17 protein-coding genes and 1 tRNA gene are annotated in these 22,907 nt (G+C 63.6%); 11 read left to right on the top strand and 7 right to left on the bottom strand.

Annotated features, from left to right (window positions below):
- Positions 1-59 precede the first annotated feature (59 nt).
- Both AC0L2Y_RS18760 and AC0L2Y_RS18765 read left to right on the top strand, forming a co-directional pair.
- Entirely contained in the window at positions 60-1,286 is a 1,227-nt protein-coding gene (locus AC0L2Y_RS18760; protein WP_473558545.1) for a lytic murein transglycosylase, read from the top strand.
- Positions 1,287-1,312: 26 nt separating this feature from the next.
- A complete protein-coding gene (locus tag AC0L2Y_RS18765) occupies positions 1,313-2,560 on the top strand; it encodes an SGNH/GDSL hydrolase family protein (protein ID WP_352975093.1) in 1,248 nt (415 codons plus the stop codon).
- A gap of 22 nt (positions 2,561-2,582) precedes the next feature.
- On the opposite strand, the gene AC0L2Y_RS18770 is transcribed toward AC0L2Y_RS18765, so the two are convergent.
- Positions 2,583-4,037: a glutamate synthase subunit beta gene (locus AC0L2Y_RS18770; RefSeq protein WP_473558548.1), complete on the bottom strand. Its 1,455-nt coding sequence runs from the start codon at positions 4,035-4,037 to the stop codon at positions 2,583-2,585.
- Between the two features lie 142 nt (positions 4,038-4,179).
- Positions 4,180-8,910 carry a glutamate synthase large subunit gene (gltB, locus tag AC0L2Y_RS18775; RefSeq protein WP_473558550.1) on the bottom strand — a complete coding sequence of 1,577 codons (4,731 nt, stop codon included), beginning with the start codon at positions 8,908-8,910 and terminating at the stop codon, positions 4,180-4,182.
- Between the two features lie 475 nt (positions 8,911-9,385).
- Between gltB and AC0L2Y_RS18780 the strand changes: the two genes are divergently transcribed.
- Positions 9,386-10,438, top strand: coding sequence for a threonine aldolase family protein (locus AC0L2Y_RS18780; RefSeq protein WP_473558553.1), 1,053 nt, complete (start codon positions 9,386-9,388; stop codon positions 10,436-10,438).
- 93 nt (positions 10,439-10,531) lie between these two features.
- Here AC0L2Y_RS18780 and AC0L2Y_RS18785 read toward each other — a convergent pair whose 3' ends face one another.
- Positions 10,532-10,996: an Hsp20 family protein gene (locus tag AC0L2Y_RS18785; RefSeq protein WP_023675381.1), complete on the bottom strand. Its 465-nt coding sequence runs from the start codon at positions 10,994-10,996 to the stop codon at positions 10,532-10,534.
- A gap of 472 nt (positions 10,997-11,468) precedes the next feature.
- Between AC0L2Y_RS18785 and AC0L2Y_RS18790 the strand changes: the two genes are divergently transcribed.
- Both AC0L2Y_RS18790 and AC0L2Y_RS18795 read left to right on the top strand, forming a co-directional pair.
- On the top strand, positions 11,469-12,443 hold the full coding sequence (locus tag AC0L2Y_RS18790; protein ID WP_473558555.1) for an alpha/beta fold hydrolase: 975 nt from the start codon (positions 11,469-11,471) through the stop codon (positions 12,441-12,443).
- 139 nt (positions 12,444-12,582) lie between these two features.
- Positions 12,583-13,044 (top strand): hypothetical protein, encoded by a 462-nt coding sequence (locus AC0L2Y_RS18795; RefSeq protein ID WP_473558558.1) that lies wholly within the window; start codon positions 12,583-12,585, stop codon positions 13,042-13,044.
- Positions 13,045-13,083: 39 nt separating this feature from the next.
- On the opposite strand, the gene hisN is transcribed toward AC0L2Y_RS18795, so the two are convergent.
- Positions 13,084-13,857 carry a histidinol-phosphatase gene (gene hisN / locus AC0L2Y_RS18800; RefSeq protein WP_473558561.1) on the bottom strand — a complete coding sequence of 258 codons (774 nt, stop codon included), beginning with the start codon at positions 13,855-13,857 and terminating at the stop codon, positions 13,084-13,086.
- 327 nt (positions 13,858-14,184) lie between these two features.
- Entirely contained in the window at positions 14,185-15,126 is a 942-nt protein-coding gene (locus AC0L2Y_RS18805; protein ID WP_352665531.1) for an N-formylglutamate amidohydrolase, read from the bottom strand.
- Positions 15,127-15,279: 153 nt separating this feature from the next.
- Here AC0L2Y_RS18805 and cpdR point away from each other — a divergent pair, with 153 nt between their 5' ends.
- Together cpdR and AC0L2Y_RS18815 are read left to right on the top strand one after the other, a co-directional pair.
- A complete protein-coding gene (gene cpdR / locus AC0L2Y_RS18810) occupies positions 15,280-15,642 on the top strand; it encodes a cell cycle two-component system response regulator CpdR (RefSeq protein WP_006199474.1) in 363 nt (120 codons plus the stop codon).
- A 162-nt stretch (positions 15,643-15,804) separates the two neighbouring features.
- Positions 15,805-15,879: transfer RNA gene (locus AC0L2Y_RS18815), tRNA-Val, on the top strand.
- Between the two features lie 66 nt (positions 15,880-15,945).
- Here the strand turns inward: AC0L2Y_RS18815 and fcl are convergent.
- Positions 15,946-16,908 carry a GDP-L-fucose synthase gene (gene fcl, locus AC0L2Y_RS18820; RefSeq protein ID WP_473558563.1) on the bottom strand — a complete coding sequence of 321 codons (963 nt, stop codon included), beginning with the start codon at positions 16,906-16,908 and terminating at the stop codon, positions 15,946-15,948.
- Positions 16,909-17,066: 158 nt separating this feature from the next.
- Complete coding sequence (locus AC0L2Y_RS18825; RefSeq protein ID WP_473558565.1) at positions 17,067-18,221, bottom strand: dihydrodipicolinate synthase family protein; 1,155 nt, start codon at positions 18,219-18,221, stop codon at positions 17,067-17,069.
- A gap of 244 nt (positions 18,222-18,465) precedes the next feature.
- Between AC0L2Y_RS18825 and AC0L2Y_RS18830 the strand changes: the two genes are divergently transcribed.
- The 4 genes from AC0L2Y_RS18830 to AC0L2Y_RS18845 are packed head-to-tail and all read left to right on the top strand — an operon-like array spanning position 18,466 to position 22,901.
- Positions 18,466-19,521 carry a LacI family DNA-binding transcriptional regulator gene (locus tag AC0L2Y_RS18830; RefSeq protein ID WP_352975101.1) on the top strand — a complete coding sequence of 352 codons (1,056 nt, stop codon included), beginning with the start codon at positions 18,466-18,468 and terminating at the stop codon, positions 19,519-19,521.
- Positions 19,518-20,534, top strand: a complete 1,017-nt coding sequence (locus AC0L2Y_RS18835; RefSeq protein WP_473558568.1) for a Gfo/Idh/MocA family protein — start codon at positions 19,518-19,520, stop codon at positions 20,532-20,534. The genes AC0L2Y_RS18830 and AC0L2Y_RS18835 overlap by 4 nt, the downstream gene beginning before the upstream one ends.
- Positions 20,531-22,132, top strand: a complete 1,602-nt coding sequence (locus AC0L2Y_RS18840) for an acyl CoA:acetate/3-ketoacid CoA transferase (protein WP_473558570.1) — start codon at positions 20,531-20,533, stop codon at positions 22,130-22,132. Before AC0L2Y_RS18835 ends, AC0L2Y_RS18840 begins: the two co-directional genes overlap by 4 nt.
- Positions 22,125-22,901: an enoyl-CoA hydratase/isomerase family protein gene (locus AC0L2Y_RS18845; protein WP_473558573.1), complete on the top strand. Its 777-nt coding sequence runs from the start codon at positions 22,125-22,127 to the stop codon at positions 22,899-22,901. Before AC0L2Y_RS18840 ends, AC0L2Y_RS18845 begins: the two co-directional genes overlap by 8 nt.
- Positions 22,902-22,907: the final 6 nt, after the last annotated feature.

Below are 22,907 nucleotides of genomic sequence, written 5' to 3' on the forward strand. Positions count from 1 at the left end.
CCAAATGCTAACCGGGTTCGGCGATGAATAGTCTTCCTGAGATGAAGAAGGAGGAAAAGATGTCCGTTCGCAACGCCGCAAGGCGCTTCACCAGCGTCCTGACGGCCGCCAGCCTCTCGCTTGCTTTGCTCATGCCCAGCGGACCGGCTTTTGCCGATGCCGGCTTCCGCCAATGGGTCGCCAGCTTCCGTGCTACCGCCGTGGCGAGCGGCGTTTCCGGCTCCGTCTACGACCAGGCATTCAAGGGCATCAACGATGCTGACCCGGTGGTGCTGGAAAAGGCCCGTACCCAACCCGAATTCACCGCGCCCGCCTGGGATTATTTCGACAACCGCGTCCATGACCAGTCGGTCGCCGTCGGCCAGCAGATGGCAAGGAAATGGAAGCCTTGGCTGGACAGGATCGAGGCAAGATACGGCGTCGACCGCTATATCCTGCTGGCCATCTGGTCTATGGAATCGAACTACGGCGAAACCCTCAAGCGCGATGATATCATGCGCAGTGTCGTGCGCTCGCTGGCGACCCTTGGTTATGCCGACCCGAAGCGCGCGAAATTTGCCCGCACCCAGTTGATCGCGGCGCTGAAGATCCTGCAGACCGGCGACATCGACGAAAGCCATCTCAGCGGCTCATGGGCCGGCGCGATGGGCCATACCCAGTTCATCCCCACCAGCTACCAGTCCTATGCGGTCGATATGGACGGCAACGGCAAGCGCGACATCTGGAATTCGATTCCCGACGCACTGGCGACAGCCGCCAATTTGCTGCGGAAGAACGGCTGGCAGGCAGGCAAGACCTGGGGTTATGAGGTCAGCATTCCGGACGGCAAGAAGCTGCCTGGGGGCTCGAAGTCGCTGTCGCAATGGCAGGCGCTGGGCGTCACCCGTGCCAACGGCAAGCCGTTCAAGAACGGTGCGGACAAGGCGACGTTGAAGCTGCCCGGCGGCCGCGGCGGGCCAGCCTTCCTGATGATCAAGAATTTCTCGGTCATCAAGCGTTACAACAATGCCGACAAATATGCGCTCGCCGTGGGCCTTCTTGCCGACGAAATCGCCGGCTATGGCGGGCTTGTGCAGGACTGGAAACGACCGTTTACCAAGCTCTCCTTCGAGGAGAGGCAGGAGCTTCAGAAGCGACTTTCCGAGCACGGCTATTACGACGGCAAGTTCGACGGCAAGATCGGTGACGGATCGAAAACCGCCATCATGGCCTTCCAGGCAAAGGCCGGCTTGACCCAGGACGGGTATCCGAGCAAGGAAGTGCTCAAATGGCTCAGGCAGAACTAGAGCCGGTTACGGGATGGAGAGGGTGATTGGTTTCGGCTGCGCGCATCCGGTTAATCGTTCGTCGCGTGCCGATCCTGGTTCTGGCGATCGCCGTTCTGGCAGTCGGCGCCGCCAGTGCCTTTCATACCTCGGCCATGGCGCAGGAGCCGGAAAGTCGTGGCTGGTCGCTGCGCGACCTGTTGTTTCCGCGCAGAAGCGAGCGGTTTGAGCAGCCGCCGCCCGAATTCCAGAGAGAATTCCAGAGAACAAAGCCCAGGGCCAAGCTGAGAAAGCCCCGGTCAGTTCGCCGGCCGCCGCCGGCCGAGCCGACAACCCCGGTGGCCGAGAAGGCGCCGGATGCACGCGTCGTTCTGGTGGTCGGCGATTTCATGGCGTCTGGGCTGGCTGAGGGGCTCGACGCCGCCTTTGCCGAGAACACCGGCGTCAGGATCGTCGTCCGTGCCAACGGATCGTCCGGCTTCGTGCGTGATGATGTCTACAACTGGCCAGAACAGGTCAAGTCGCTGATCGCTGCCGAAAAACCGGCAGCCGTCGTCGTCATGCTCGGATCCAACGACCGACAGCAGATGCGCGTCGGCGATGTGCGCGAGCAGCCGCGATCCGAGAACTGGACCAAGGAATACGAGCGCCGGACCGAAGCGTTCGGCAAGGCCATCGCAGCAACCAAGGTGCCGTATCTGTGGGTTGGCATGCCGGCCATCCGGGTCTCGAAAATGACCTCCGACATGCTGGCCTTCAACGACATCTTCCGCTCGTCGGCCGAAAGCCACGGCGGCGAATTCGTCGACGTCTGGGACGGGTTCGTCGACGAGAACGGCGCCTTCATCACCAGCGGACCGGACATCAACGGCCAATCGGTGCGCCTGCGCTCCGACGACGGCATCAATATGTCGAAGGCCGGCAAGCGCAAGCTCGCCTTCTATACCGAAAAGCCGCTGATGAAGATCCTTGGGCTGGCCGCGCCGGGAAGCGTGGTGACTGCTTCTGCCCCGGCCGGCGCTCCCGTCGAGGCGCCGGCACCTGCTGCCGCACCTATAGCCGTCGATCGCACCGTGCCGATGCTGCTCAGCGATCCGGCGCTGGACGGCGGCTCGGAACTTCTCGGCGCCGCCCCGCCGGCAAAAGCGGACAAGCATTTGCCGGGCGAAAGGCTTGTCGTCGAGGGCAAGGCGCCCGACGCCTCACCGGGCCGCGCCGACGATTTCTCGTGGCCGCCCAAGACACAGCCGGCGACGGCGGCTGCATCCGATACGACGACGGCGATCCGGCAGTAAACAGAACCTCTTCGGAACCGGCTCAGCGCGGCAGCACGCTCGATCCCATCAGCGCCTCGTCGATGGCGCGCGCCGCCTGGCGGCCCTCGCGGATCGCCCAGACGACCAGCGACTGGCCGCGCCGCACGTCGCCCGCCGCATAGAGCTTTTCGACAGTGGTCCTGTAGTCCCGGTCATTGGCCTCGACATTCTTCGAACGGCGGCTGTCGGTGACGATCTTCATCTGCCCGTCGAGTTCCGACACCGGCCCGCGAGCGGCTGGCCCGGCAAAGCCGATGGCGATGAACGCGAGATCGGCGCGGATGACGAATTCGGTGCCGGCGATCGGCTTGCGCTTTTCGTCGACCTCGCAGCATTTGACCCCGGTCAGCTGGCCGTCCTCGCCGATGAATTCAAGCGTCGCCACCTGGAATTCGCGCTCGGCGCCTTCGGCCTGCGAGGACGAGGTGCGCATCTTGGTCGCCCAGTAGGGCCAGACCGACAGCTTGTCTTCCTTTTCCGGCGGCTGCGGCCGGATGTCGAGCTGGGTGACGCGCACCGCGCCCTGGCGGAAGGCGGTGCCGACGCAGTCGGAGGCAGTGTCGCCGCCGCCGACAACGACGACATGCTGGCCGCCGGCGACGATCGGGCGCGACGGCCATGCCACCGACTGGATCGGCTCGCCGCCGATACGCTTGTTCTGCTGAACCAGATACGGCATGGCGTCGTGCACGCCGTCGAGATCGTCGCCCGGGATGTTGGCCGGACGCGGCGTTTCGGAACCGCCGCAATAGAGCACCGCGTCATATTCGGCGAGCAGTTCGGCGACCGGCTTGTCGACGCCGACATTGACGCCACAATGGAAGCTGACACCTTCGCCCTGCATCTGCTCGATGCGCCGGTCGATATAATGCTTCTCGATCTTGAAGTCGGGGATGCCGTAGCGCATCAGCCCGCCCGGCCGGCTCTCGCGCTCATAGACGTGAACGTCATGGCCGGCGCGGCCGAGTTGCTGGGCAGCGGCCATTCCCGCCGGCCCCGAGCCGATGATCGCGACGCGCTTGCCGGTCTTCCGTTCCGGCGGATAGGGCCGGATATGGCCGGTTTCATAGGCCTTGTCGGCAATCGCTTGCTCGATCGTCTTGATGGCGACCGGAATGTCCTCGAGGTTCAGCGTGCAGGCTTCCTCGCAAGGTGCCGGACAGATGCGGCCGGTGAATTCCGGAAAATTGTTGGTCGAATGCAGGTTGCGGATCGCGTTTTCCCAGTCGCCATTGTAGACGAGGTCGTTCCAGTCCGGGATCTGGTTATGGATCGGGCAGCCGGTCGGTCCATGGCAATACGGAATGCCGCAATCCATGCACCGCGCGGCCTGTTTCTCGACCTCCTTGTCCGACATCGGCAGCGTGAATTCGCGGAAATGCCGGATGCGGTCGGAAGCCGGCTGGTACTTGTGCACCTGCCGGTCGATCTCGAGAAACCCTGTTACCTTGCCCATAGTCCAGTCCCTGCTGTCCGGAAGGCACGCCTGGCGACGCACCCGTTAACCTCATAAGGCAGCCGTGGCAACCTTCAGTCCGAGGTCAGGATTGCTGATGAGGATGGTTGCCGGGACGCACGGCCTCCCGGCAATTTCCAATCTATTCCGCCGCCACGTTCATGCGCATCCGTTCCATCTCGATCAGCGCGCGGCGGTATTCGACCGGCATGATCTTCCGGAATTTCGGCCGGAAAGTTGTCCAGTCGTCGAGGATTTCGCGACCTCGTACCGAGCCCGTGTAGTGGACGTGGTTGGAGATCAGTTGGTAGAGCCGCTCCTCGTCGTGGCTGGTCATATCGCCGGATACGTCGACACGGCCCTTGTGGTCGAGATCGCCGCCATGGTGGAGCAGCTTTTCCATCAGGTCGTCCTCTTCCGGAACCGGCTCCAGCTCGACCATCGCCATGTTGCAGCGTTCGGCGAAATCGCCCGCCTCGTCGAGCACATAGGCGACGCCGCCCGACATGCCGGCGGCGAAGTTGCGGCCGGTCTGGCCGATGACGACGACGATACCGCCGGTCATGTATTCGCAACCATGGTCGCCGACGCCTTCAACGACGGCGGCGACACCCGAATTGCGCACGGCAAAACGCTCGCCGGCAACGCCGCAGAAATAGGCCTCGCCCTCGGTTGCGCCGTAGAGCACGGTGTTGCCGACAATAATGGACTCGGCAGCAACGATTTTCGTGTTCTCCGGCGGACGGATGACGATGCGGCCGCCCGACAGGCCCTTGCCGACATAGTCGTTGGCCGCGCCCACCAGTTCGAACGAGACGCCGCGCGCCAGGAAGGCGCCAAAGGACTGGCCGGCCGTGCCGGTGAGCTTGACCGAGATCGTGTCCTCGCGCAGGCCTTTGTGCTTGAAGCGCTTTGCCACCTCGCCCGACAGCATGGCGCCGGTCGAACGGTCGACGTTGCGGATCGGCAGTTCGATGCTGACCGGCTGCCTGGCTTCGAGCGCCGGTTTTGCCAGTTCGATCAGCTTGCGGTCGAGCACGTCGTCGATCGGATGCTTCTGCCGCTCGGTCCAGTGCACCGCCTCGTGCGGCGCATCCGGCTTGTAGAACATCTTGCTGAAGTCGAGCCCGCGCGCCTTCCAGTGCTGGATCAGCTCGCGCTTTTCCAGAAGGTCGGTGTCGCCGATGATCTGGTCGAGATGGGTGTAGCCCATCTCGGCAAGCAGCGCCCGCACCTCTTCCGCCACATAGAAGAAGAAGTTGATGACGTGCTCGGGCGTGCCCTTGAAGCGCTTGCGCAGCACCGGGTCCTGCGTCGCGACGCCGACCGGGCAGGTGTTGAGATGGCACTTGCGCATCATGATGCAGCCGGCCGCGATCAGCGGCGCGGTCGAGAAGCCGAACTCGTCGGCGCCGAGCAGTGCGCCGATGATGACGTCACGCCCGGTGCGCAGGCCGCCATCGACCTGCAGCGCGACGCGCGACCTGAGGCCGTTGAGCACCAGCGTCTGGTGCGTCTCGGCAAGGCCCATTTCCCACGGGCTGCCGGCATGCTTGAGCGAGGTCAGCGGCGAAGCGCCAGTGCCGCCGTCATAACCTGATATGGTGATGTGGTCGGCACGCGCTTTGGCGACGCCGGCCGCAACCGTGCCGACGCCGACTTCCGAGACCAGCTTGACCGATACGTCGGCCGCCGGATTGACGTTCTTCAGGTCGTAGATGAGCTGCGCCAGATCCTCGATCGAATAGATGTCGTGATGCGGCGGCGGCGAGATCAGGCCGACGCCCGGCGTCGAATGCCTGACCTTGGCTATGGTCGCATCGACCTTGTGGCCCGGCAGCTGGCCGCCCTCGCCCGGCTTCGCCCCTTGCGCGACCTTGATCTGCATCATGTCGGAATTGACCAGATATTCCGCCGTGACGCCAAAGCGTCCCGAGGCGACCTGCTTGATTGCCGAGCGTTCGGGGTTCTTGCCGCCGCCCGGCAGTGGCAGATAGCGATCGGCCTCTTCGCCGCCCTCGCCGGTGTTCGACTTGCCGCCGATGGCGTTCATGGCGCGCGCCAGCGTCGTGTGCGCTTCCCTTGAGATCGAGCCGAAGGACATCGCCCCGGTCGAGAAGCGCTTGACGATATCGGCCGCCGGCATCACATCGTCGAGCTTGACCTTCTTGCGCCCGGTCTCTTGCGCCAGCTTGATCTTGAACAGGCCGCGAATGGTCTGCGCCTGCGCCGTCTCGCTGTCGATCTGGGCGGAATAGTCCTTGAACGTCTCCCACGAGCCCTGGCGCACGGCGTGTTGCAAGGTCGCCACTGCGTCGGGCGACCAGATATGGGCCTCGCCGCGCATGCGGAACATGTATTCGCCGCCGACCTCGAGGCTGTTCCGCAGCACCGGGTCGTTGCCGAAGCCGTCGGTGTGGCGGCTGACTGTTTCGGCGGCGATCTCGTCCAGCCCGACGCCTTCGATCAGCGTCGCTGTGCCGGTGAAGTACTTCTGCACGAAGTCCGACTTCAGCCCAATGGCGTCGAATATCTGCGCGCCGCAATAGGACTGGTAGGTGGAGATGCCCATCTTGGACATCACCTTGAGGATGCCCTTGCCGATCGACTTGATGTAGCGGGAGACGACTTCGTAGGCATCGACCTCCGCCGGCAATTCGCCGCGCTTATGCATATCGAGCAGCGTGTCGAAAGCGAGATAGGGATTGATCGCCTCGGCGCCGTAGCCGGCGAGACAGCAGAAATGATGCACCTCGCGCGGCTCGCCGGATTCGACGACGAGCCCAACCGAGGTGCGCAATCCCTTGCGGATCAAATGATGATGCACGGCCGCCGTTGCCAGCAGCGCCGGAATGGCGATGCGATCCGGGCCGAGCTGACGGTCCGACAGGATGATGATGTTGTAGCCGCCGGCGACCGCCGCCTCGGCGCGCTCGCACAGCCGGTCGATGGCGCCCTGCATGCCGGCCGCGCCTTCATTCGAACCGTAGGTGATGTCGATCGTCTTGGTGTCGAAACGGTCTTCGGTGTGGCCGACGGAGCGCAGCTTCTCCAGATCGCCATTGGTCAGGATCGGCTGGCGCACTTCGAGCCGCTTGCGGCGCGAGTTGCCGACAAGATCGAAGATATTGGGCCGCGGCCCGATGAAGGACACCAGGCTCATCACCAGTTCCTCGCGAATCGGGTCGATCGGCGGGTTGGTGACCTGTGCGAAGTTCTGCTTGAAATAGGTGTAGAGCAGCTTCGATCTGTCCGACATTGCCGAAATCGGCGTATCGGTACCCATCGAGCCGACCGCTTCCTGGCCGGTGGTCGCCATCGGCGACATCAACAGCTTGGTGTCCTCCTGGGTGTAGCCGAACGCCTGCTGGCGGTCGAGCAGTGAGACATCCCTGCGCAGGGCGCGCGGCTCGACCGGGTTCAGGTCCTCGAGGATGAGCTGGGTGTTGGCGAGCCAGCTCTTGTAGGGGTGCCTGGTCGCGATCTCGGACTTGATCTCCTCGTCGGAAACGATGCGGCCCTTGTCCAGGTCGATCAGCAGCATGCGGCCGGGCTGCAGCCGCCACTTCTTGACGATCCTTTCCTCCGGCACCGGCAGCACGCCGGCTTCCGAGGCCATGATGACGCGGTCGTCGTCGGTGACGATGTAGCGCGCCGGCCGCAGCCCGTTGCGGTCGAGCGTGGCACCGATCTGGCGGCCGTCGGTGAAGGCAACCGCCGCCGGCCCGTCCCACGGCTCCATCAGGGCTGCGTGATACTCGTAGAAGGCCTTGCGGTCCTGACCCATCAGCTTGTTGCCGGCCCAGGCTTCCGGGATCAGCATCATCATGGCGTGGGCGAGCGAATAGCCGCCCTGCGTCAGGAATTCGAGCGCATTGTCGAAGCAGGCGGTGTCCGACTGCCCTTCGTAGGAGATCGGCCACAGCTTCGAGATGTCGTTGCCGAACAGTTCGGAATCGACCGAGGCCTGCCGTGCCGCCATCCAGTTGACGTTGCCGCGCAGCGTGTTGATCTCGCCATTATGGGCGACCATGCGGTAGGGATGCGCCAGCTTCCACGACGGGAACGTGTTGGTCGAGAAGCGCTGGTGGACCAGGATCAGCGCCGTCTCGAAACGCGGGTCGGTGAGGTCCTTGTAGTAGGCGCCGACCTGATAGGCCAGGAACATGCCCTTGTAGACGATGGTCCGCGACGACATCGAGACGACATAGAAGCCGTTGTCGACGCCTTTGGTCTCCTCGTGGATACGGCCGGAAATGACCTTGCGCAGGATGTAGAGCCGCCGCTCGTAATCGTCGTCGTTCTCGATCTCGGCGCCGCGGCCCAGGAACACCTGCCGGTGCACTGGCTCGGAAGCGGCGATGTCAGGCGCCTTTGAGAGCGACGAATTATCGACCGGCACGTCGCGAAAGCCAAGCAGCGGCTGGCCTTCGAGCTGCGCCACCTCAGCGATGATGCCTTCGATATGCGCCTGCAGCTCCGGGTCGCGCGGCATGAACACATGGCCGACGGCATAGTGGCCGGGCTTCGGCAGTTCGACCCCTTGCTTGGCCATCTCCTCGCGGAAGAAGCGGTCCGGCAATTGCACCAGCACGCCGGCGCCGTCGCCCATCAGCGGATCCGCGCCGACGGCGCCGCGATGCGTCAGGTTTTCGAGCACGGCAAGGCCGTCCTCGACGATCTGATGCGACTTCACGCCCTTCATGTTGACGATGAAGCCGACGCCGCAGGCATCATGCTCGTTGCGCGGATCGTAGAGGCCGTGCGCGGCATAGCCGGTGCTGGTTCGCCCAATATTGGTCAGGGACGGATTTTTGACGGCTGCCGCTTTCGTCTGCGCGGCCTTCGTCGCAGATGGCGTCATATCCGTCATCGTCCTGTCCTCCGTTCCGTCCCCTTCGGGCGCTGGTTTCCGTCGGGAAGCGCGTGGCTTCCCTTTCAATCTTGCGGCACGTCTTGCGAAATTCTTGCCGACCGTGCGGCTTTCCGCATCGTTCGCATATGGTATTCGTACAGGCCGGAGCCAGGCTGTCTAGCTGTCGCTCGCGGCAATGCCGCAGAGGCGCAATCATATGCCAATGCGGCCAGTTTTGTGCGACAAAATAAGACAGCACTACTGTCCTAAATTTTTATGACAGAAATTTTGGATGCACACAAGACCGATTCACAAAATTCTTGAAGCTTTCGCGACAGAAAATTGCGCGGAATTCGGTGCCAGCGTAACCTTCAGTCGCTGCATGTACGCTCATGCCTTTCGCTGGCTTTAGCGGATTTTCGGTATCTGCCCCTTGCGGCCGGCATGCGAAAGCGGCCAAGCTCGCACCGATTTCCCCAGCATAGGCAGACGCATGATTTTCGCTTCCGACAATTGGGCAGGCGCCCATCCCCGTATCGCTGCCGGCCTGTCGGCCCATGCCGACGGCTTCTCCACCGCCTATGGCGACGGCGCCCTCGACAAGGCCGTTTACCAGCGCTTCAATGAAATCTTCGAATGCGAGGTCGCGGTGTTTTTCGTGGCCACCGGCACCGCCGCCAATTCGCTGTCGCTGACTACCTATAACAAGCCAGGCGGCATTTCCTTCTGCCATCGCGAATCGCACGTCATCGAGGATGAATGCGGTGCACCGGAATATTTTACCGGCGGTTCGCGGCTCTATACAGTCGAAGGCGCACTCGGCAAGATCGATGCCGGCAATCTGGAACGGGCTGTGGACCGTTTCGCACCCGAAAACGTCCATTCCGGGCGGCCGGTTGCCGTTTCGATCACCCAGTCGACCGAAGTCGGCACCGTCTACTCGCTGAACGAAATCGCCAGGATTTCGGCGATCGCAAAGCAGCATGGACTGCCGCTGCACATGGACGGGGCTCGCTTTGCCAATGCGCTCGTCGCGCTGGAAACGACGCCGGCCGAAATGACCTGGAAGCACGGCGTCGACATCCTCTCCTTCGGCGGCACCAAGAATGGCTGCTGGTGCGCCGAGGCGATCGTGCTGTTCGACCTCGAGCGAGCCAAGGAATTGGCGTTTTTGCGCAAGCGCGCGGCCCAGCTGTTCTCGAAATCGCGCTTCATCGCCGCACAATTCGATGCTTATTTCAGGGGTGGGCTATGGCTCGACACGGCACGGCACGCCAATGCGATGGCGGCTCGGCTTGCCGCGGCGATCGAAGATTCCCCTTCGGCCCGGCTGGCTTGGCTGCCGCAGGCGAACGAGGTCTTCGCGGTCATGAAAAAGGCCGAGGCCGAAAGCATGCAAGCGGCAGGCGCGGCCTTCCATGACTGGCACAGGCCGCTCGGCTATGACGGCCACATCGGCGAGGACGAAGCGCTCTATCGCTTCGTCACCAGCTTCGCGACCACGCCCGACGAGGTCGACCGTTTCGGCTACCTGCTCGCCGGATAGCAAGCCTTACCCACCAGCAAAAAGAGCGGCGCATTGCTGCACCGCCCTTTCTTCCCGGGGAGTTGGCGTCCCGGGAGAATTTAGCTGCCTGGCTTAGGCGGCAGTCTTGGCCTCGATCTGCTTGGCCTTGGCCGGAGCCGAGGTGATCGCGATCTTGCGCGGCTTCAACTCTTCGGGGATGTTGCGCTTGAGGTCGACGAAGAGCAGGCCGTTCTTCAGCGCGGCGCCGACAACCTCGACGTGATCGGCAAGCTGGAAGCGGCGCTCGAAGGCTCGGCTGGCGATACCGCGATAGAGCAGTTCGGAGCCTTCGCCATTGCCTTCCTCCTTGCGCTCACCCTTGACGGTCAGCACATTGCGGTGAGCCTCGATCGAAATCTCATCTTCCGAGAAGCCGGCCACAGCCATCGAGATGCGATAGGCATCCTCACCCGTGCGCTCGATGTTGTAAGGCGGGTACGTCTGGCCTTCCGGCTGCGCAAGCGAATCGAGCATGGTGAACAGCCGGTCGAAACCGACGGTCGAACGGTAGAGCGGGGAAAAATCAACGTGACGCATGGTGTGTTCTCCTGTTGAGCAACAAGGTTGCGTATGGCCGCTGCGAAACCCGTAACGGCGTTCCGGATGGGCCAGCGGCCCCGACATTGGCGGCCGCATGACAAATTTGGGAAGCGGACGACGGCATTTCAAGATTTTCTCGCGTCCGAACGGGACCGGTCCCGGCCCACGTCCCGATGCCGATGAACGGCAGATGAACCGTGGCTTCGGCGAGCGTTCAGCCAGGCGGCATTAAAACTGTTCTCGAGATCACGAACAGGTCGCCGGAAAAGGCGACACGACGAGGCCGAACCGGGTGTAACGTCCCTTCCTCCCGGGTCGACAGAGGCCGGAAGCACGCCCAAGGCTGCTTCCGGCCTTGCTTGTTTACTGCCTCGGTCGACCTCCCCGCGTCCCGAATTGCTTTGCTTTTGGCGCATGGGCGTTTATGCCTGACTTGCGCCTGTCGGCACCGACCCCAACCAAACACCGTATGACCGATCTTATCCACCAGCCCCCCCTCTTCAACGAAACTCCGGGCAATCCGCTGCCGGAAAACGCAGCCGGAGGCTTCTTCACCACGCGCGACGGCAAGAAGATCCGCTATGGGTTGTTTGCCGCGGTTTCCCGCCCGCTGAAGGGCACCGTCGTCGTCCTGACCGGCCGCAACGAGTGCATCGAGAAGTACTTCGAGACCATTCGCAACCTTGCCGACCGGGGTTTTGGCGTGGCAACCCTCGACTGGCGCGGCCAGGGCGCTTCTGACCGGCTGATCGGCGACCGACAGCGCGGCTACGTCAGGAGCTTCTTCGACTATACCGGCGATCTGGAGCAGTTCTTCGAGGAGGTCGTGCTGCCCGATTGTCGAGGCCCCTACTACATACTGGCCCACTCGGCCGGCGCGGTGATTGCGCTGCTCGCCGCGCCCGCAATGGCGAACCGCGTGCGCCGCATGGTGCTGATCGCACCGTTCTTCACCGTGCCCGACCTGCCGGTTTCGGTAAAAAGCGTCCGCCGCATCTGTTCGCTGTTCTGCCTTCTCGGCCTTGGCCGGCTCTATGCCGCATGGGGGCCGCGGCCCAAGGAATCGGTGCCCTTCGCCATGAACAAGCTGACCAGCGACCCGGCGCGCTATCGGCGCAATACGCTGATCTACGAAACCTCGCCGAAGCTGGCGCTCGGCGGACCGACGATCCGCTGGCTGAAGGCCGCCACCGAGGCGTCCTTAATCGTCAGCGACCCGGATTTCATGGCCAAGATCCAGGTCCCCTTGCTGATGATCGCCGCCGGCGCCGACCAGGTCGTCTCGACCAGGGCAGTCGAAGCCTATGCGAGACGTCTGCGTGTCGGCTCGCTAGTGATGATCGACGGCGCCCGCCATGAGATCCTCCAGGAAGCCGACCTCTATCGCGAGCAACTGCTTGCGGCATTCGATGCCTTCATTCCAGGAACCGGCGACGCTGTTTGACCGCTTCGCCGGCGCCCGGCAACAAAGCCCGCGCGGGTCGTTTGCCCGGCAGAGCTCGCCCGCCTTATTCCCGTTCAGGCATCGAGCGCTAGGTTGCTGCCAAAGAGGTTGGAGGTCATTCGCCGGGAGAAAAACGACCATGAACGCATCGAACACGCTGTCACGTCAGGGGCATCGGCTACTGCAGGTTGGCGTCGCGCTGCTGCTGTTTTCGTCATTCGAAGGGTTTGCAATTCCCTACCTCGCCGCACCGCGGCTCGGACTGTCCGCGCACACGCTCAGCGCCCTGCAGGGCGTTCTCTTGCTGGCGCTAGGTCTCACATGGTCCAGGCTCAATCTCGGCGTGGCAATGGCACGGGTTGCGTTCTGGCTCCTGATCTATTCGGCCTTGGCCATCCTGGCCGCCTATGTGATGGCCAGCATCTGGGGGGCCGGCAATGAGACAATGCCGCTCGCGGCAGGAGCCTCCCATGGGAGCGCTTTTCAGGAGGATGCGATCAAAGTCGTGGGGTATTCATCGGCGCCGTCGGGCCTCATCTCTTTCGCGCTCATTCTGTGGGGCCTACGTCTCAGGGCGCTTGGCCCTCCACTAAGCCGCTGATCTATGCCGCGGCTCGCTCGCATCTCGTTCGCCGGATGCCTAGCCGCGCAGCGCCGCCATCGCCGCCGCGTGCAGCTCCGGTGTCGCCGCCGCCAGGATGTCGCCGCCCTTTTCCGCCGGTCCGCCCTCGAAAGTGGTGACGACGCCGCCTGCCTTCTCGATGATCGGGATCAGCGCCACGATGTCGTAGGGCTTCAATCCGGGATCGGCGACGATATCGACGCTGCCCGCCGCCACCATGGCGAAGGCATAGCAGTCGGTGCCGTAACGGGCGAGTTGGACCTGCTTCTCGAACAGATCGTAGCGCAGGCGAGCGTCTCCCTTGAACAGCGCCGGCGTAGTGGTGAACAGTGTCGCCTCGGCAAGATTCGTCGTCTTGCGCGTCGTGAGTTTTCGCGGGCCACCCGGACCTTCATAATGCGGGCCGGAGGCATTGGCGTAGAACAGCTCGCCCGTGAAGGGCTGCGACATCATGCCGGCGACGGCATCGCCGTCGACCGTCAGCCCGACCAGCGTGCCCCATACCGGCAGGCCGGAAATGAAAGCGCGCGTGCCGTCGATCGGATCGATCACCCAGACATGCCGGCTGGAGATGTTTTCGCTGCCGTGCTCCTCGCCGAGAATGCCGTGATCGGGGTATTGCGCTGATATCACCGCCCGGATGGCGCGCTCGGCTTCACGGTCGGCCTCGGTGACCGGGTCGAAGCTGCCGCGTTCCTTGTTGGTGACCGCGCCCTGATTGCGGAAGCGCGGCAAGGTCTCGGCTGCGGCGGCACGCGCAATGCGCCGCATGAATTCGATGCTGATGTCCAACTGATTCTCCCGCTCCAGCATGTTTGAGATACCCGTTTGCCTCCGGATTTATGCCGAAACAAGGGCGTTTGGAGCCTTTTGCACGGTGCCAACTGTTGCTCGAATGCAACGCAGCCGCCGTGGAAATGCAATTTCCACTTCACAGTGAATTAAAAAAGCCGGAACGCGCCTTGACATTTGTGCAGCGCACAATACGTTTGTTCTCGGACAGGGGTTCCTGTCCATGCCCTCCTTGGGCGTTTCCTCCCTAGACTTCGACCGTGTCGTGCAAACGATGCGGTCTTTTTTTACGCTGCCGCATGAGCGGCGAGTACCGCGTTTCCGGCGCTATTCGGCGGCCAGCGGCAGATCCATGAAATTGTGATCGGGCATCGCCATCAGTTCGGCCGAAAACCGTGCCAGATCGCCGGCCAGGGCGTCGAAACCAGCCGATCTCTGGAACGTCCGCTCATTCATGTAGAGCCCGCGATTGACCTCGATCTGCAGCGCATGCAGATGGCGCACGGGGCGGCCATAGTGCTCGGTAATGAAGCCTCCGGCATAGGGCTTGTTGTGGGCGACGCTGTAGCCCATGCCGGTGAGCAGGCCGATCGCCGTCTCGGTCAACGCCGCCGCCGCGGAGATGCCGAAGCGGTCACCGACGATGAAATCCGGCCGCAATCCGCTGTCGCCGACCCTTATGCTTGCCGGCATCGAGTGGCAGTCAATCAGCACGGCGTAGCCGAAGCGCGCGTGGGTTCTGGTCAAAAGCCGTTTCAGCGTCTCGTGATAGGGCTTGTAGACCGCTTCGATGCGCGCCACGGCTTCGGCCAGCGGCAAGCGGCCGGAATAGATGTCGAGCCCCTCGCCGACCAGCTTGGGCACGGTGCCGAGCCCGCCGGCCACACGCGCCGAGCGGATGTTGCAGAATGACGGTACCGGTTCGGCGAACATGCGCGGGTCGAGTTCCCACGGCTCCCGGTTGACGTCGAGATAGGCGCGCGGGAAGTTTGCCGCCAGCATCGGCGCGCCGAGCGCGACGGCACCGCCGAACAATTCCTCGACATAGCAGTCCTCGGAGCGGCGGATGGCGTTGCGGTCCAGCTTGGCCATCGCCATGAACCGGTCCGGATAGTAGCGGCCGCTATGCGGCGAGTTGAAGAGGAAGGGAACGCGCTGTTCGGCGCCCGATCGGATTTCGAAGGGTGGAACGACCGAAAAATCCTCGGCTGCCGTTTTCAATTTGAACGAACCCGGAAATACCAATGCATCATGATAGGAAAGTGCCACCTCGCCGCCCGCATGTCCAGCCGCCGAAGTGCCAGCCAAATCAGGATTGTGCGCCCAACGTTCACTTGATGTTTACCGTCACCTCCTCATATACAGCATGGTTAACGGGCTTGCCGCACGGCATTGTCGGTTGGGTGATTCGGACGGGACAAGATGGCACGCATTCTGCTGGCGGAAGACGACGACGACATGCGCCGGTTCCTCGTCAAGGCGCTGGAGCGCGCCGGCTATCAGGTCAGCGATTTCGACAATGGCGCCAGTGCCTATGAGCGGCTGCGCGAGGAACCTTTTTCGCTGCTTTTGACCGACATCGTCATGCCCGAAATGGATGGCATCGAGCTCGCCCGCCGCGCCACCGAGATCGATCCCGACCTCAAGGTGATGTTCATCACCGGCTTCGCAGCCGTCGCGCTGAACCCTGATTCCAAGGCGCCGAAAGACGCCAAGGTACTATCGAAGCCGTTCCACCTGCGCGACCTCGTCAACGAGGTCGAAAAGATGCTGCAGGCCGCCTGACGCTCTTTTGTCGCGTCTTGATCGACTAGAGCCATTCCAGGAAAAGTGTGAGGCGGTTTTCCGTCCGGAATTGCGTCAAAACAAAGAGACAAGCCAGCCATTCTTTCCCTTTTCCCGCTATTGACGTGCCGAACCAAAAATGGTGTATGCGCGGCTTCGGATGGGCGTGTAGCTCAGCGGGAGAGCACTGCATTGACATTGCAGGGGTCACAGGTTCAATCCCTGTCACGCCCACCATCCAGATAATCCTCAATTGGCCGTCGGTATTTTTTCGTCGACTGACGTTCCCGGCCTATACCGGCCTCAGGCCGCGCCGAGGCGCAGATCCCCGGTTTCGACGTGCTCTAGAAACCAGGCATAGGTCTGTTCCAATCCGCTGCGCAGCGAGTAGCGCGGGCGCCAGCCGGTGGCGAACAGGCGCGATACGTCCATCAGCTTGCGCGGCGTGCCGTCCGGCTTCGTCGCATCGAATGTGATCGTCGCATCGGCGCCGGCGACCGACACGATGGTGCGGGCAAGATCGGCAATAGTGATGTCTTCCCCAGAGCCGACATTGATGTGGCTGTCGCCCGAATAATTCTTCAGCAGCCAGACCAGCGCGTCGGCGGCGTCCTCGACATGCAGGAATTCGCGCATCGGCGTGCCCGATCCCCACACCTCCAGGTTCTTGCGGCCGGCGCGCCTGGCCTCGTGCGCCTTGCGCATCAGGGCCGGCACGACATGGCTTGAATTGAGGTCGAAATTGTCGCCCGGGCCGTAGAGATTGGTCGGCATCGCCGAGATGTAGTCGACGCCGTATTGGCGCCGATAGGCCTGGCACAGTTTCAGTCCGGCGATCTTGGCGATCGCATACCATTCGTTGGTGGGTTCGAGCGGCCCGGTCAGCAAGGCGTCCTCGGAGATCGGCTGCGCCGCGAATTTGGGATAGATGCAGGATGAGCCGAGAAACAGCAGCTTCTGCACCTCGTTGCGGAAGGCGCTGTCGATGACATTGTTCTGCATCACGAGATTGTCCTGCAGAAAATCGACGGGAAGCCTGTTGTTGGCCAGGATACCGCCGACCTTGGCCGCCGCCATCACCACTGCAGCCGGCTTGCGGTCGGCCATCCACCGCCGCACGCCGGCCTGGTCGAGAAGATCGAGCTCGGCGCGCGAGGCGGTCAGGACCTCGCAATCCTCGTCGGCCAATCTGCGCAGGATCGCCGAGCCGACCATGCCGCGATGCCCGGCGACGAAAACGCGCTTGCCCTGAAGGTCGAAGGTCATCAGCTTACCCCAATGCAGAACGGCAGCTTTGCCGGCTGGCCGGCGGAGCGCCGGATCGGCTTCTCTGTTGCTGGAGGCATACCGCATACAGATTTGCCCAGACAAGGCAAATCGCAAAGCTACCGAACCTGGCTTTGGATCGGACGCAGCGTTTGCGATCAGACGCCCGCTACCGCGCAGAGGCTTGTCATTCTGGCAATGGCAAGCTCCGGCTCGGCCAGCAATCCTGCCTGGTCGGCAAGGCGAAAGACATCGGCATAGTGACGGATGCCGCGCGCCGATTGCATGCCGCCGATCATCGAGAAATGCTCCTGATGGCCGTTCAGCCATGCCATGAAGACGATGCCGGCCTTGTAGTATTCGGTCGGCGCCTCGAAGATCTTGCGCGACAGCGGCACTGTCGGCGCCATCAGCGCGTCATAGCCTGCGCGGTCGCCGTCGGCCAGCTTTGCCAGCGCCGCATTGGCGACCGGCGCGATCGCATCGAAAATGCCGAGTAGCGCGTGCGAATGTCTGTCGCCGTCGCCGGCGATCAGCTCGGGGTAATTGAAGTCGTCGCCGGTGAACATCACCACGCCCTCGGGCAGCCGGTCCCTGAGGGCAATCTCCTTGCCGGCATCGAGCAGCGAGATCTTTATGCCCTCGACCTTGCCGGCATGGCGTTCGATGATCGCGATCACCGTCTCGAGCGCGGTTTCGAAATCGCTGCTGCCCCAGTAGCCTTTCAGCGCCGGGTCGAACATGTCGCCCAGCCAGTGCAGCATGACCTTGCCGGAGGCCTGGGACAGGATGCGGTCGTAGACGCCGATATAATCGTCGGGGCCTTTGGCGATCGTCGCCAGTGCGCGGCTGGCCATCATGATCGCCTTGCCGCCAAGCCCTTCGATGAAGCCGAGCTGCTCTTCATAGGCCGCGATGACATCGTCGAGCGTACTCGCGGCACCCGGCGCCAGATGGTCGGTGCCGGCGCCTGACGCGAGATCGGCCCCCTCCACGCTGCGCGCCTCGATAATGGAGCGGCGGATCAATTCCCTGGCATTTGCCCAGTCGAAACCCATGCCGCGCTGAGAGGTGTCCATCGCTTCGGCGACGCGAAAGCCGAGCCGCCAAAGATGATGGCGAAACGCCATCGTCTTGTCCCAGTCGACCGCGGGCCTCGACCACGGATCGGTCATGGCGAAGGGATCGGCGACGACATGGGCTGCGGCGTAGGCGATGCGCGAGAACCGCGCGCCGGCCACAGGCTGCACCGGCTGGCCGACAAGCCGGTAGCGGACACGGCCGCCGCCTTCCCCGGGCAAGGTGATGTCCATGGCTCTCTCCCTTCCCAACGCCTAATAAATGGAACGTTCCAATAAATCAAGATACTTTGCCACCCTGCCTTCGTGCAGCTCAATTTGCTGCATCGCAGCAGGTGACAGCCTCACTTGCCGAAGGATTGCGCCCGCTGAGCCGCATTTCTCCCGGGTTCGCAAAAACCCGATTGACTCAAATGCGCCGCAGAGATTAGATCGTTCCAATAAATCGCATAAGAAACCATCGGGAGGACAGATCTGGATGGCCAGCCGGGCCAAGGCAACGATACTCGACATCGCCCGTGAGGCGGGCGTGTCCAAATCGACGGTATCGCTGGTGCTGCAAGGTAGCGGGCTGATACGGCCCGAAACCGCGCTGAAGGTGCGCAAGGCGATCGAGGATGTCGGCTATGTATACAATCGCGGCGCCGCCAATCTGCGCAAGGCCCATTCCAACGTCATCGGCATGGTCATCAACGATCTCACCAATCCGTTTTTCGCCGAACTGGCGGTCGGCATGGAGCGCGTCTTCCAGTCGGCCGGCGTCGTGCCTTTCATCGCCAATACCGCTGAAAACCCGGTGCGCCAGGAAGAGGTTTTGAAATCGCTGATGGAGCAGGGTGTCGCCGGGCTCGTCGTGTCGCCGGCGCGCGGCACCACGCCTGGCGCATTCCGTCGCCTTGAGACCGCAGGCGTTCCGGTCGTCTTCGTCATGCGCCGGCTTCCCGAAAGCCGCATCCCGGTGATCACGCCCGACAATCATCGCGGCGCCTATCTCGCCACCGCCCATCTGATCGGCAAGGGCCATCGCCGGGTGGCCTTCTTCGGCGGCTCATCCGACCTTGTCGTCTATCACGAGCGCCTGGGCGGCTTTCGCGAGGCCTGTGAAGCGCTCGGCATCGCGCCAGCCGACAGGCTGGTCTTTGAGGGCGAAACCAGCCGCAAGGGCGGCATTGCCTGCCTGGAAACCGCGCTCGCCATGGCCGCGCCGCCGACCGCGGCCCTTTGCTTCAACGATGCGGTCGCCTTCGGCGTCTTGCTGGCGCTGCGCAAGCGCGGCCTGGAACCCGGCGCGGACTTTGCCGTCGTCGGCTTCGACGACGTCGCCGAGGCCGAGCACTATATGCCGGCGCTGACCAGCGTCGCGGTGAACACCGCCGGCCTCGGCGAGCGCGCCGCCCACGTCGTGCTGAAGATGATCCAATCGCGCACCACGCGCGCCGAGGATCATATCGGTGCCGTCAACCTGGTGGTCAGGGAAAGCTGCGGCCCCGATCGCAAGGAGCATGGCTGCGCAGGAATGGGGGACGCGGCATGACCGTCAGTTGGGGGCTGATCGGCGCCAGCACGATCGCAAGACAGTTCATGATCGGCGCCATCCGCGCGCAGAAGGACGGCGAGATCGCCGTGGTGATGAGCTCCAGCCCGGAGCGGGCCACTGCCTATGCTCGGGAAAACCGCATTCCGGCGGCGGTCGTGACGCTTGATGAATTGCTCGGCTCCGATATCGACGCCGTCTACATCTCGACCACCAACGAATTGCATCTCGAACAGGCACTCGCCGCCATCCAGGCGGGAAAGCATGTGCTTTGCGAAAAACCACTGGCTTTGACCAGCACCGACGCGCGCAAGATGGTCGCCGCCGCCAGGGCCGCCGGCGTCGTGCTCGGCACCAATCACCATCTGCGCAATGCGGGCTCGCACCGCGCGATGCGCGAAGCGATCGCTGGCGGCCGCATCGGCAGGCCGATCGCCGCGCGCGTCTTCCACTCCGTCTATCTTCCGGAAAACCTGCAGGGCTGGCGCATCACCAGGCCGGACGCCGGCGGCGGCGTGGTGCTCGATATCACCGTCCACGACGCCGACACGCTGCGGTTCGTGCTCGGCGACGATCCGCTCGAGATCTCGGCCTTCACGCAATCGGCCGGCATGGCCGCCGGCGGACTGGAAGACGGCGCCATGTGCCTCTGGCGCTTCAGATCGGGCGTCATCGCCCAGTCGCATGAGGGCTTCACGACAAAATTCGCCGGCACCGGCTTCGAGGTGCATGGCAGCGAAGGCTCGCTGATCGCCAGGGACGTCATGACGCAGAAGCCGATCGGCACGGTTTTGCTGCGCACGGCAAAGGGCGAGGAGGAATTGAGCTTCGACCGCGAAGACCTCTATGCCCGTTCGCTGCGCCAATTCCACGCGGCGATCCGTGGCGAGGGCCAGCCTTCTGCCACCGGCGAGGACGGCGTCTGGTCACTGACCGCAGCCGAGGCGGCATTGCAATCGGCCAGGTCCGGCAACGCCGTTGCCATCGACCCGAAGCTCGGGAGCGAAGCGTGAGCAAGCTCGTTTCAGCGGCTGAGGCTGCCAGCCTGATCAGGGATGGCGTGGTCGTTTCCGTCTCGTCGTCGAGCGGCCTCGGCTGTCCGGACGCGGTGCTGGCCGCCATCGGCCAGCGCTTCGACGCCGAGGGCCATCCCAGGGACATCACGACGCTGCACCCGATCGCCGCCGGTGACATGTACGGCATCAAGGGCATCGATCATCTAGCCAAGCCCGGCCTGTTGAAGCGCACCTTGTGCGGCTCCTATCCGTCCGGGCCGTCATCGTCGGAACCGCCGCATATCTGGAAGATGATCGGCGACAATTCGGTCGCCGCCTACAACGTGCCGTCCGGCATCCTGTTCGACATGCATCGCGAGGCCGCCGCCAAGCGTCCCGGCGTGCTGACCAAGGTCGGGCTCGATACCTTTGCCGACCCGCGCCACCAGGGCTGCGCGATGAATGCCGCCGCCAGCGAGCCGATCGTTTCGGTGCAGCAATTCGACGGCGAGGAGTGGCTCTATTTCCGCTCGATCGTGCCCCAGGTCGCGATCATCCGCGCCACCACCGCCGACGAGCGCGGCAACCTCACCTATGAGCATGAGGGCGCCTATCTCGGCGGCCTCGAACAGGCGCTGGCCGCGCGCAACAATGGCGGCATCGTCATCGCACAGGTCAAGCGCGTCGTCGAGAACGGCACGCTGAAGCCGCACGATGTGCGTGTGCCCGGCGTGCTGGTCGACCATATCGTGGTGGCGCCCGACCAGTTGCAGACGACGCTGACGCCCTACGATCCGGCCATCTCCGGCGAGATCTTCCGGCCGCTGTCGAGCTTCCGCAACGCCGAGATGAACGTCCAGAAGGTGATTGCGCGCCGCGTCGCCATGGAGCTTGCCGACGGCATGGCCGTCAATATCGGCTTCGGCATCTCGGCCAATGTGCCGCGCATCCTGCTCGAGGAAGGCCAGCACGGCAAGGTCACCTGGGTCATCGAACAGGGCGCGGTCGGCGGCGTGCCGCTGCTCGACTTCAAGTTCGGCTGCTCGTCGAACGCCGACGCCTTCATGCCCTCGCCGCACCAGTTCATCTATTTCCAGGCCGGCGGCTTCGACGCCTCGCTGCTATCCTTCCTGCAGATCGACCGCCACGGCTCGGTCAACGTGTCCAGGCTGTCGGCGCGGCCGCATGTCACCGCCGGCGCCGGCGGCTTCGTCGACATCACCGCGCGGGCGAAGAAGATCGTCTTTTCCGGTTTCTTCAATGCCGGCGCCAAGCTGTCGCTGGCCGGTGGCGGCATCCGCATCGACCAGGAGGGCAAGGTCAAGAAAGTCGTCGGCGAGGTCGAGCATATCTCCTTCTCGGGCAAGCGTGCCGTCGCGCAGGGACAGGACATCACCTACGTCACCGAGCGCTGCGTGATGAAGCTGACGCCGGCAGGGCTGATGGTGACCGAGCTGGCGCCGGGCATCGACCTCGAGCGCGATGTTCTGGCGCAGGCCGAGATCCCGCTCGCCGTAGCCAACGATCTCAAAGTGACGCCGGATGCGCTCTACCGGGACCGGCCGATCGGCCTGTCGCTCAACGGTGGCGCCTCGCTTGGAGGCGCTCGTGGCTGAGCGCCTCGTCACCTTTGAAACCGACGGCGCCATCGGCACAATCACGCTGCGCCGGCCGGAGAAATTCAACGCGCTCGACATCCCGATGCTGCGGGCGCTGGAAGCAGCACTCGACGAAGCCGAGGCGGCGGACAGCGTCCGCGTCGTGCTGGTCTGTGGCGAAGGCAAGGGCTTTTGCGCCGGCGGCGACGTCGAGGCGTGGGCAGAAATGAGCGCCGCCGATTTCCAGGTACAATGGGTGCGCTACGGCCATCGCGTCTTCGACCGGCTGGCGCGGCTGCAGCAGCCGACGATCGCCGTTCTTGCCGGCCATGCGCTGGGCGGTGGGCTGGAACTGGCGGCTGCATGCGACCTCCGCGTCGCAGAAACACAGATGAAGCTGGGTTTCCCCGAGACCTCGATCGGTGTCGTTCCCGGCTGGTCCGGCACACAGCGCGCCGTGCGCCGCTTCGGCGCGCAGGCGGTGCGGCGGATGGCGCTCGGCGGCGAAGTGTTTCTGGCGACCGAGGCTCTTGCTCTGGGCATCGTTGATCGGGTGGTGGAGACCGGTCAGGCACGCGTCGAGGCCAAGGCCTGGGGAGAAAAAATCGCCGAGCGCGGGCCGCTGGCGACCGAAGCCGCCAAGCTGATGATTGCCATCGCCGAGGGCGAAGAGAGTGCTGCCGCGACCGAAGCGCTGGCCAGCGGCTTCATCGCGCTGACAAGCGATCTCAGGGCCGGCGTCGAGGCTTTCAAGGCCAAGCGGAAGCCGGCGTTCTCAAGATCTTAGGAACCT

This window comes from Mesorhizobium sp. WSM4830 (assembly GCF_055811495.1).

Coding starts and splice junctions, on each gene's coding strand:
- AC0L2Y_RS18760 (WP_473558545.1), top strand. CDS start 60: ATGTCCGTTCGCAACGCCGCAAGGCGCTTCACCAGCGTCCTGACGGCC.
- AC0L2Y_RS18770 (WP_473558548.1), bottom strand. CDS start 4,037: ATGGGCAAGGTAACAGGGTTTCTCGAGATCGACCGGCAGGTGCACAAG.
- gltB (WP_473558550.1), bottom strand. CDS start 8,910: ATGACGGATATGACGCCATCTGCGACGAAGGCCGCGCAGACGAAAGCG.
- AC0L2Y_RS18780 (WP_473558553.1), top strand. CDS start 9,386: ATGATTTTCGCTTCCGACAATTGGGCAGGCGCCCATCCCCGTATCGCT.
- AC0L2Y_RS18785 (WP_023675381.1), bottom strand. CDS start 10,996: ATGCGTCACGTTGATTTTTCCCCGCTCTACCGTTCGACCGTCGGTTTC.
- AC0L2Y_RS18790 (WP_473558555.1), top strand. CDS start 11,469: ATGACCGATCTTATCCACCAGCCCCCCCTCTTCAACGAAACTCCGGGC.
- AC0L2Y_RS18795 (WP_473558558.1), top strand. CDS start 12,583: ATGAACGCATCGAACACGCTGTCACGTCAGGGGCATCGGCTACTGCAG.
- cpdR (WP_006199474.1), top strand. CDS start 15,280: ATGGCACGCATTCTGCTGGCGGAAGACGACGACGACATGCGCCGGTTC.
- fcl (WP_473558563.1), bottom strand. CDS start 16,908: ATGACCTTCGACCTTCAGGGCAAGCGCGTTTTCGTCGCCGGGCATCGC.
- AC0L2Y_RS18825 (WP_473558565.1), bottom strand. CDS start 18,221: ATGGACATCACCTTGCCCGGGGAAGGCGGCGGCCGTGTCCGCTACCGG.
- AC0L2Y_RS18830 (WP_352975101.1), top strand. CDS start 18,466: ATGGCCAGCCGGGCCAAGGCAACGATACTCGACATCGCCCGTGAGGCG.
- AC0L2Y_RS18835 (WP_473558568.1), top strand. CDS start 19,518: ATGACCGTCAGTTGGGGGCTGATCGGCGCCAGCACGATCGCAAGACAG.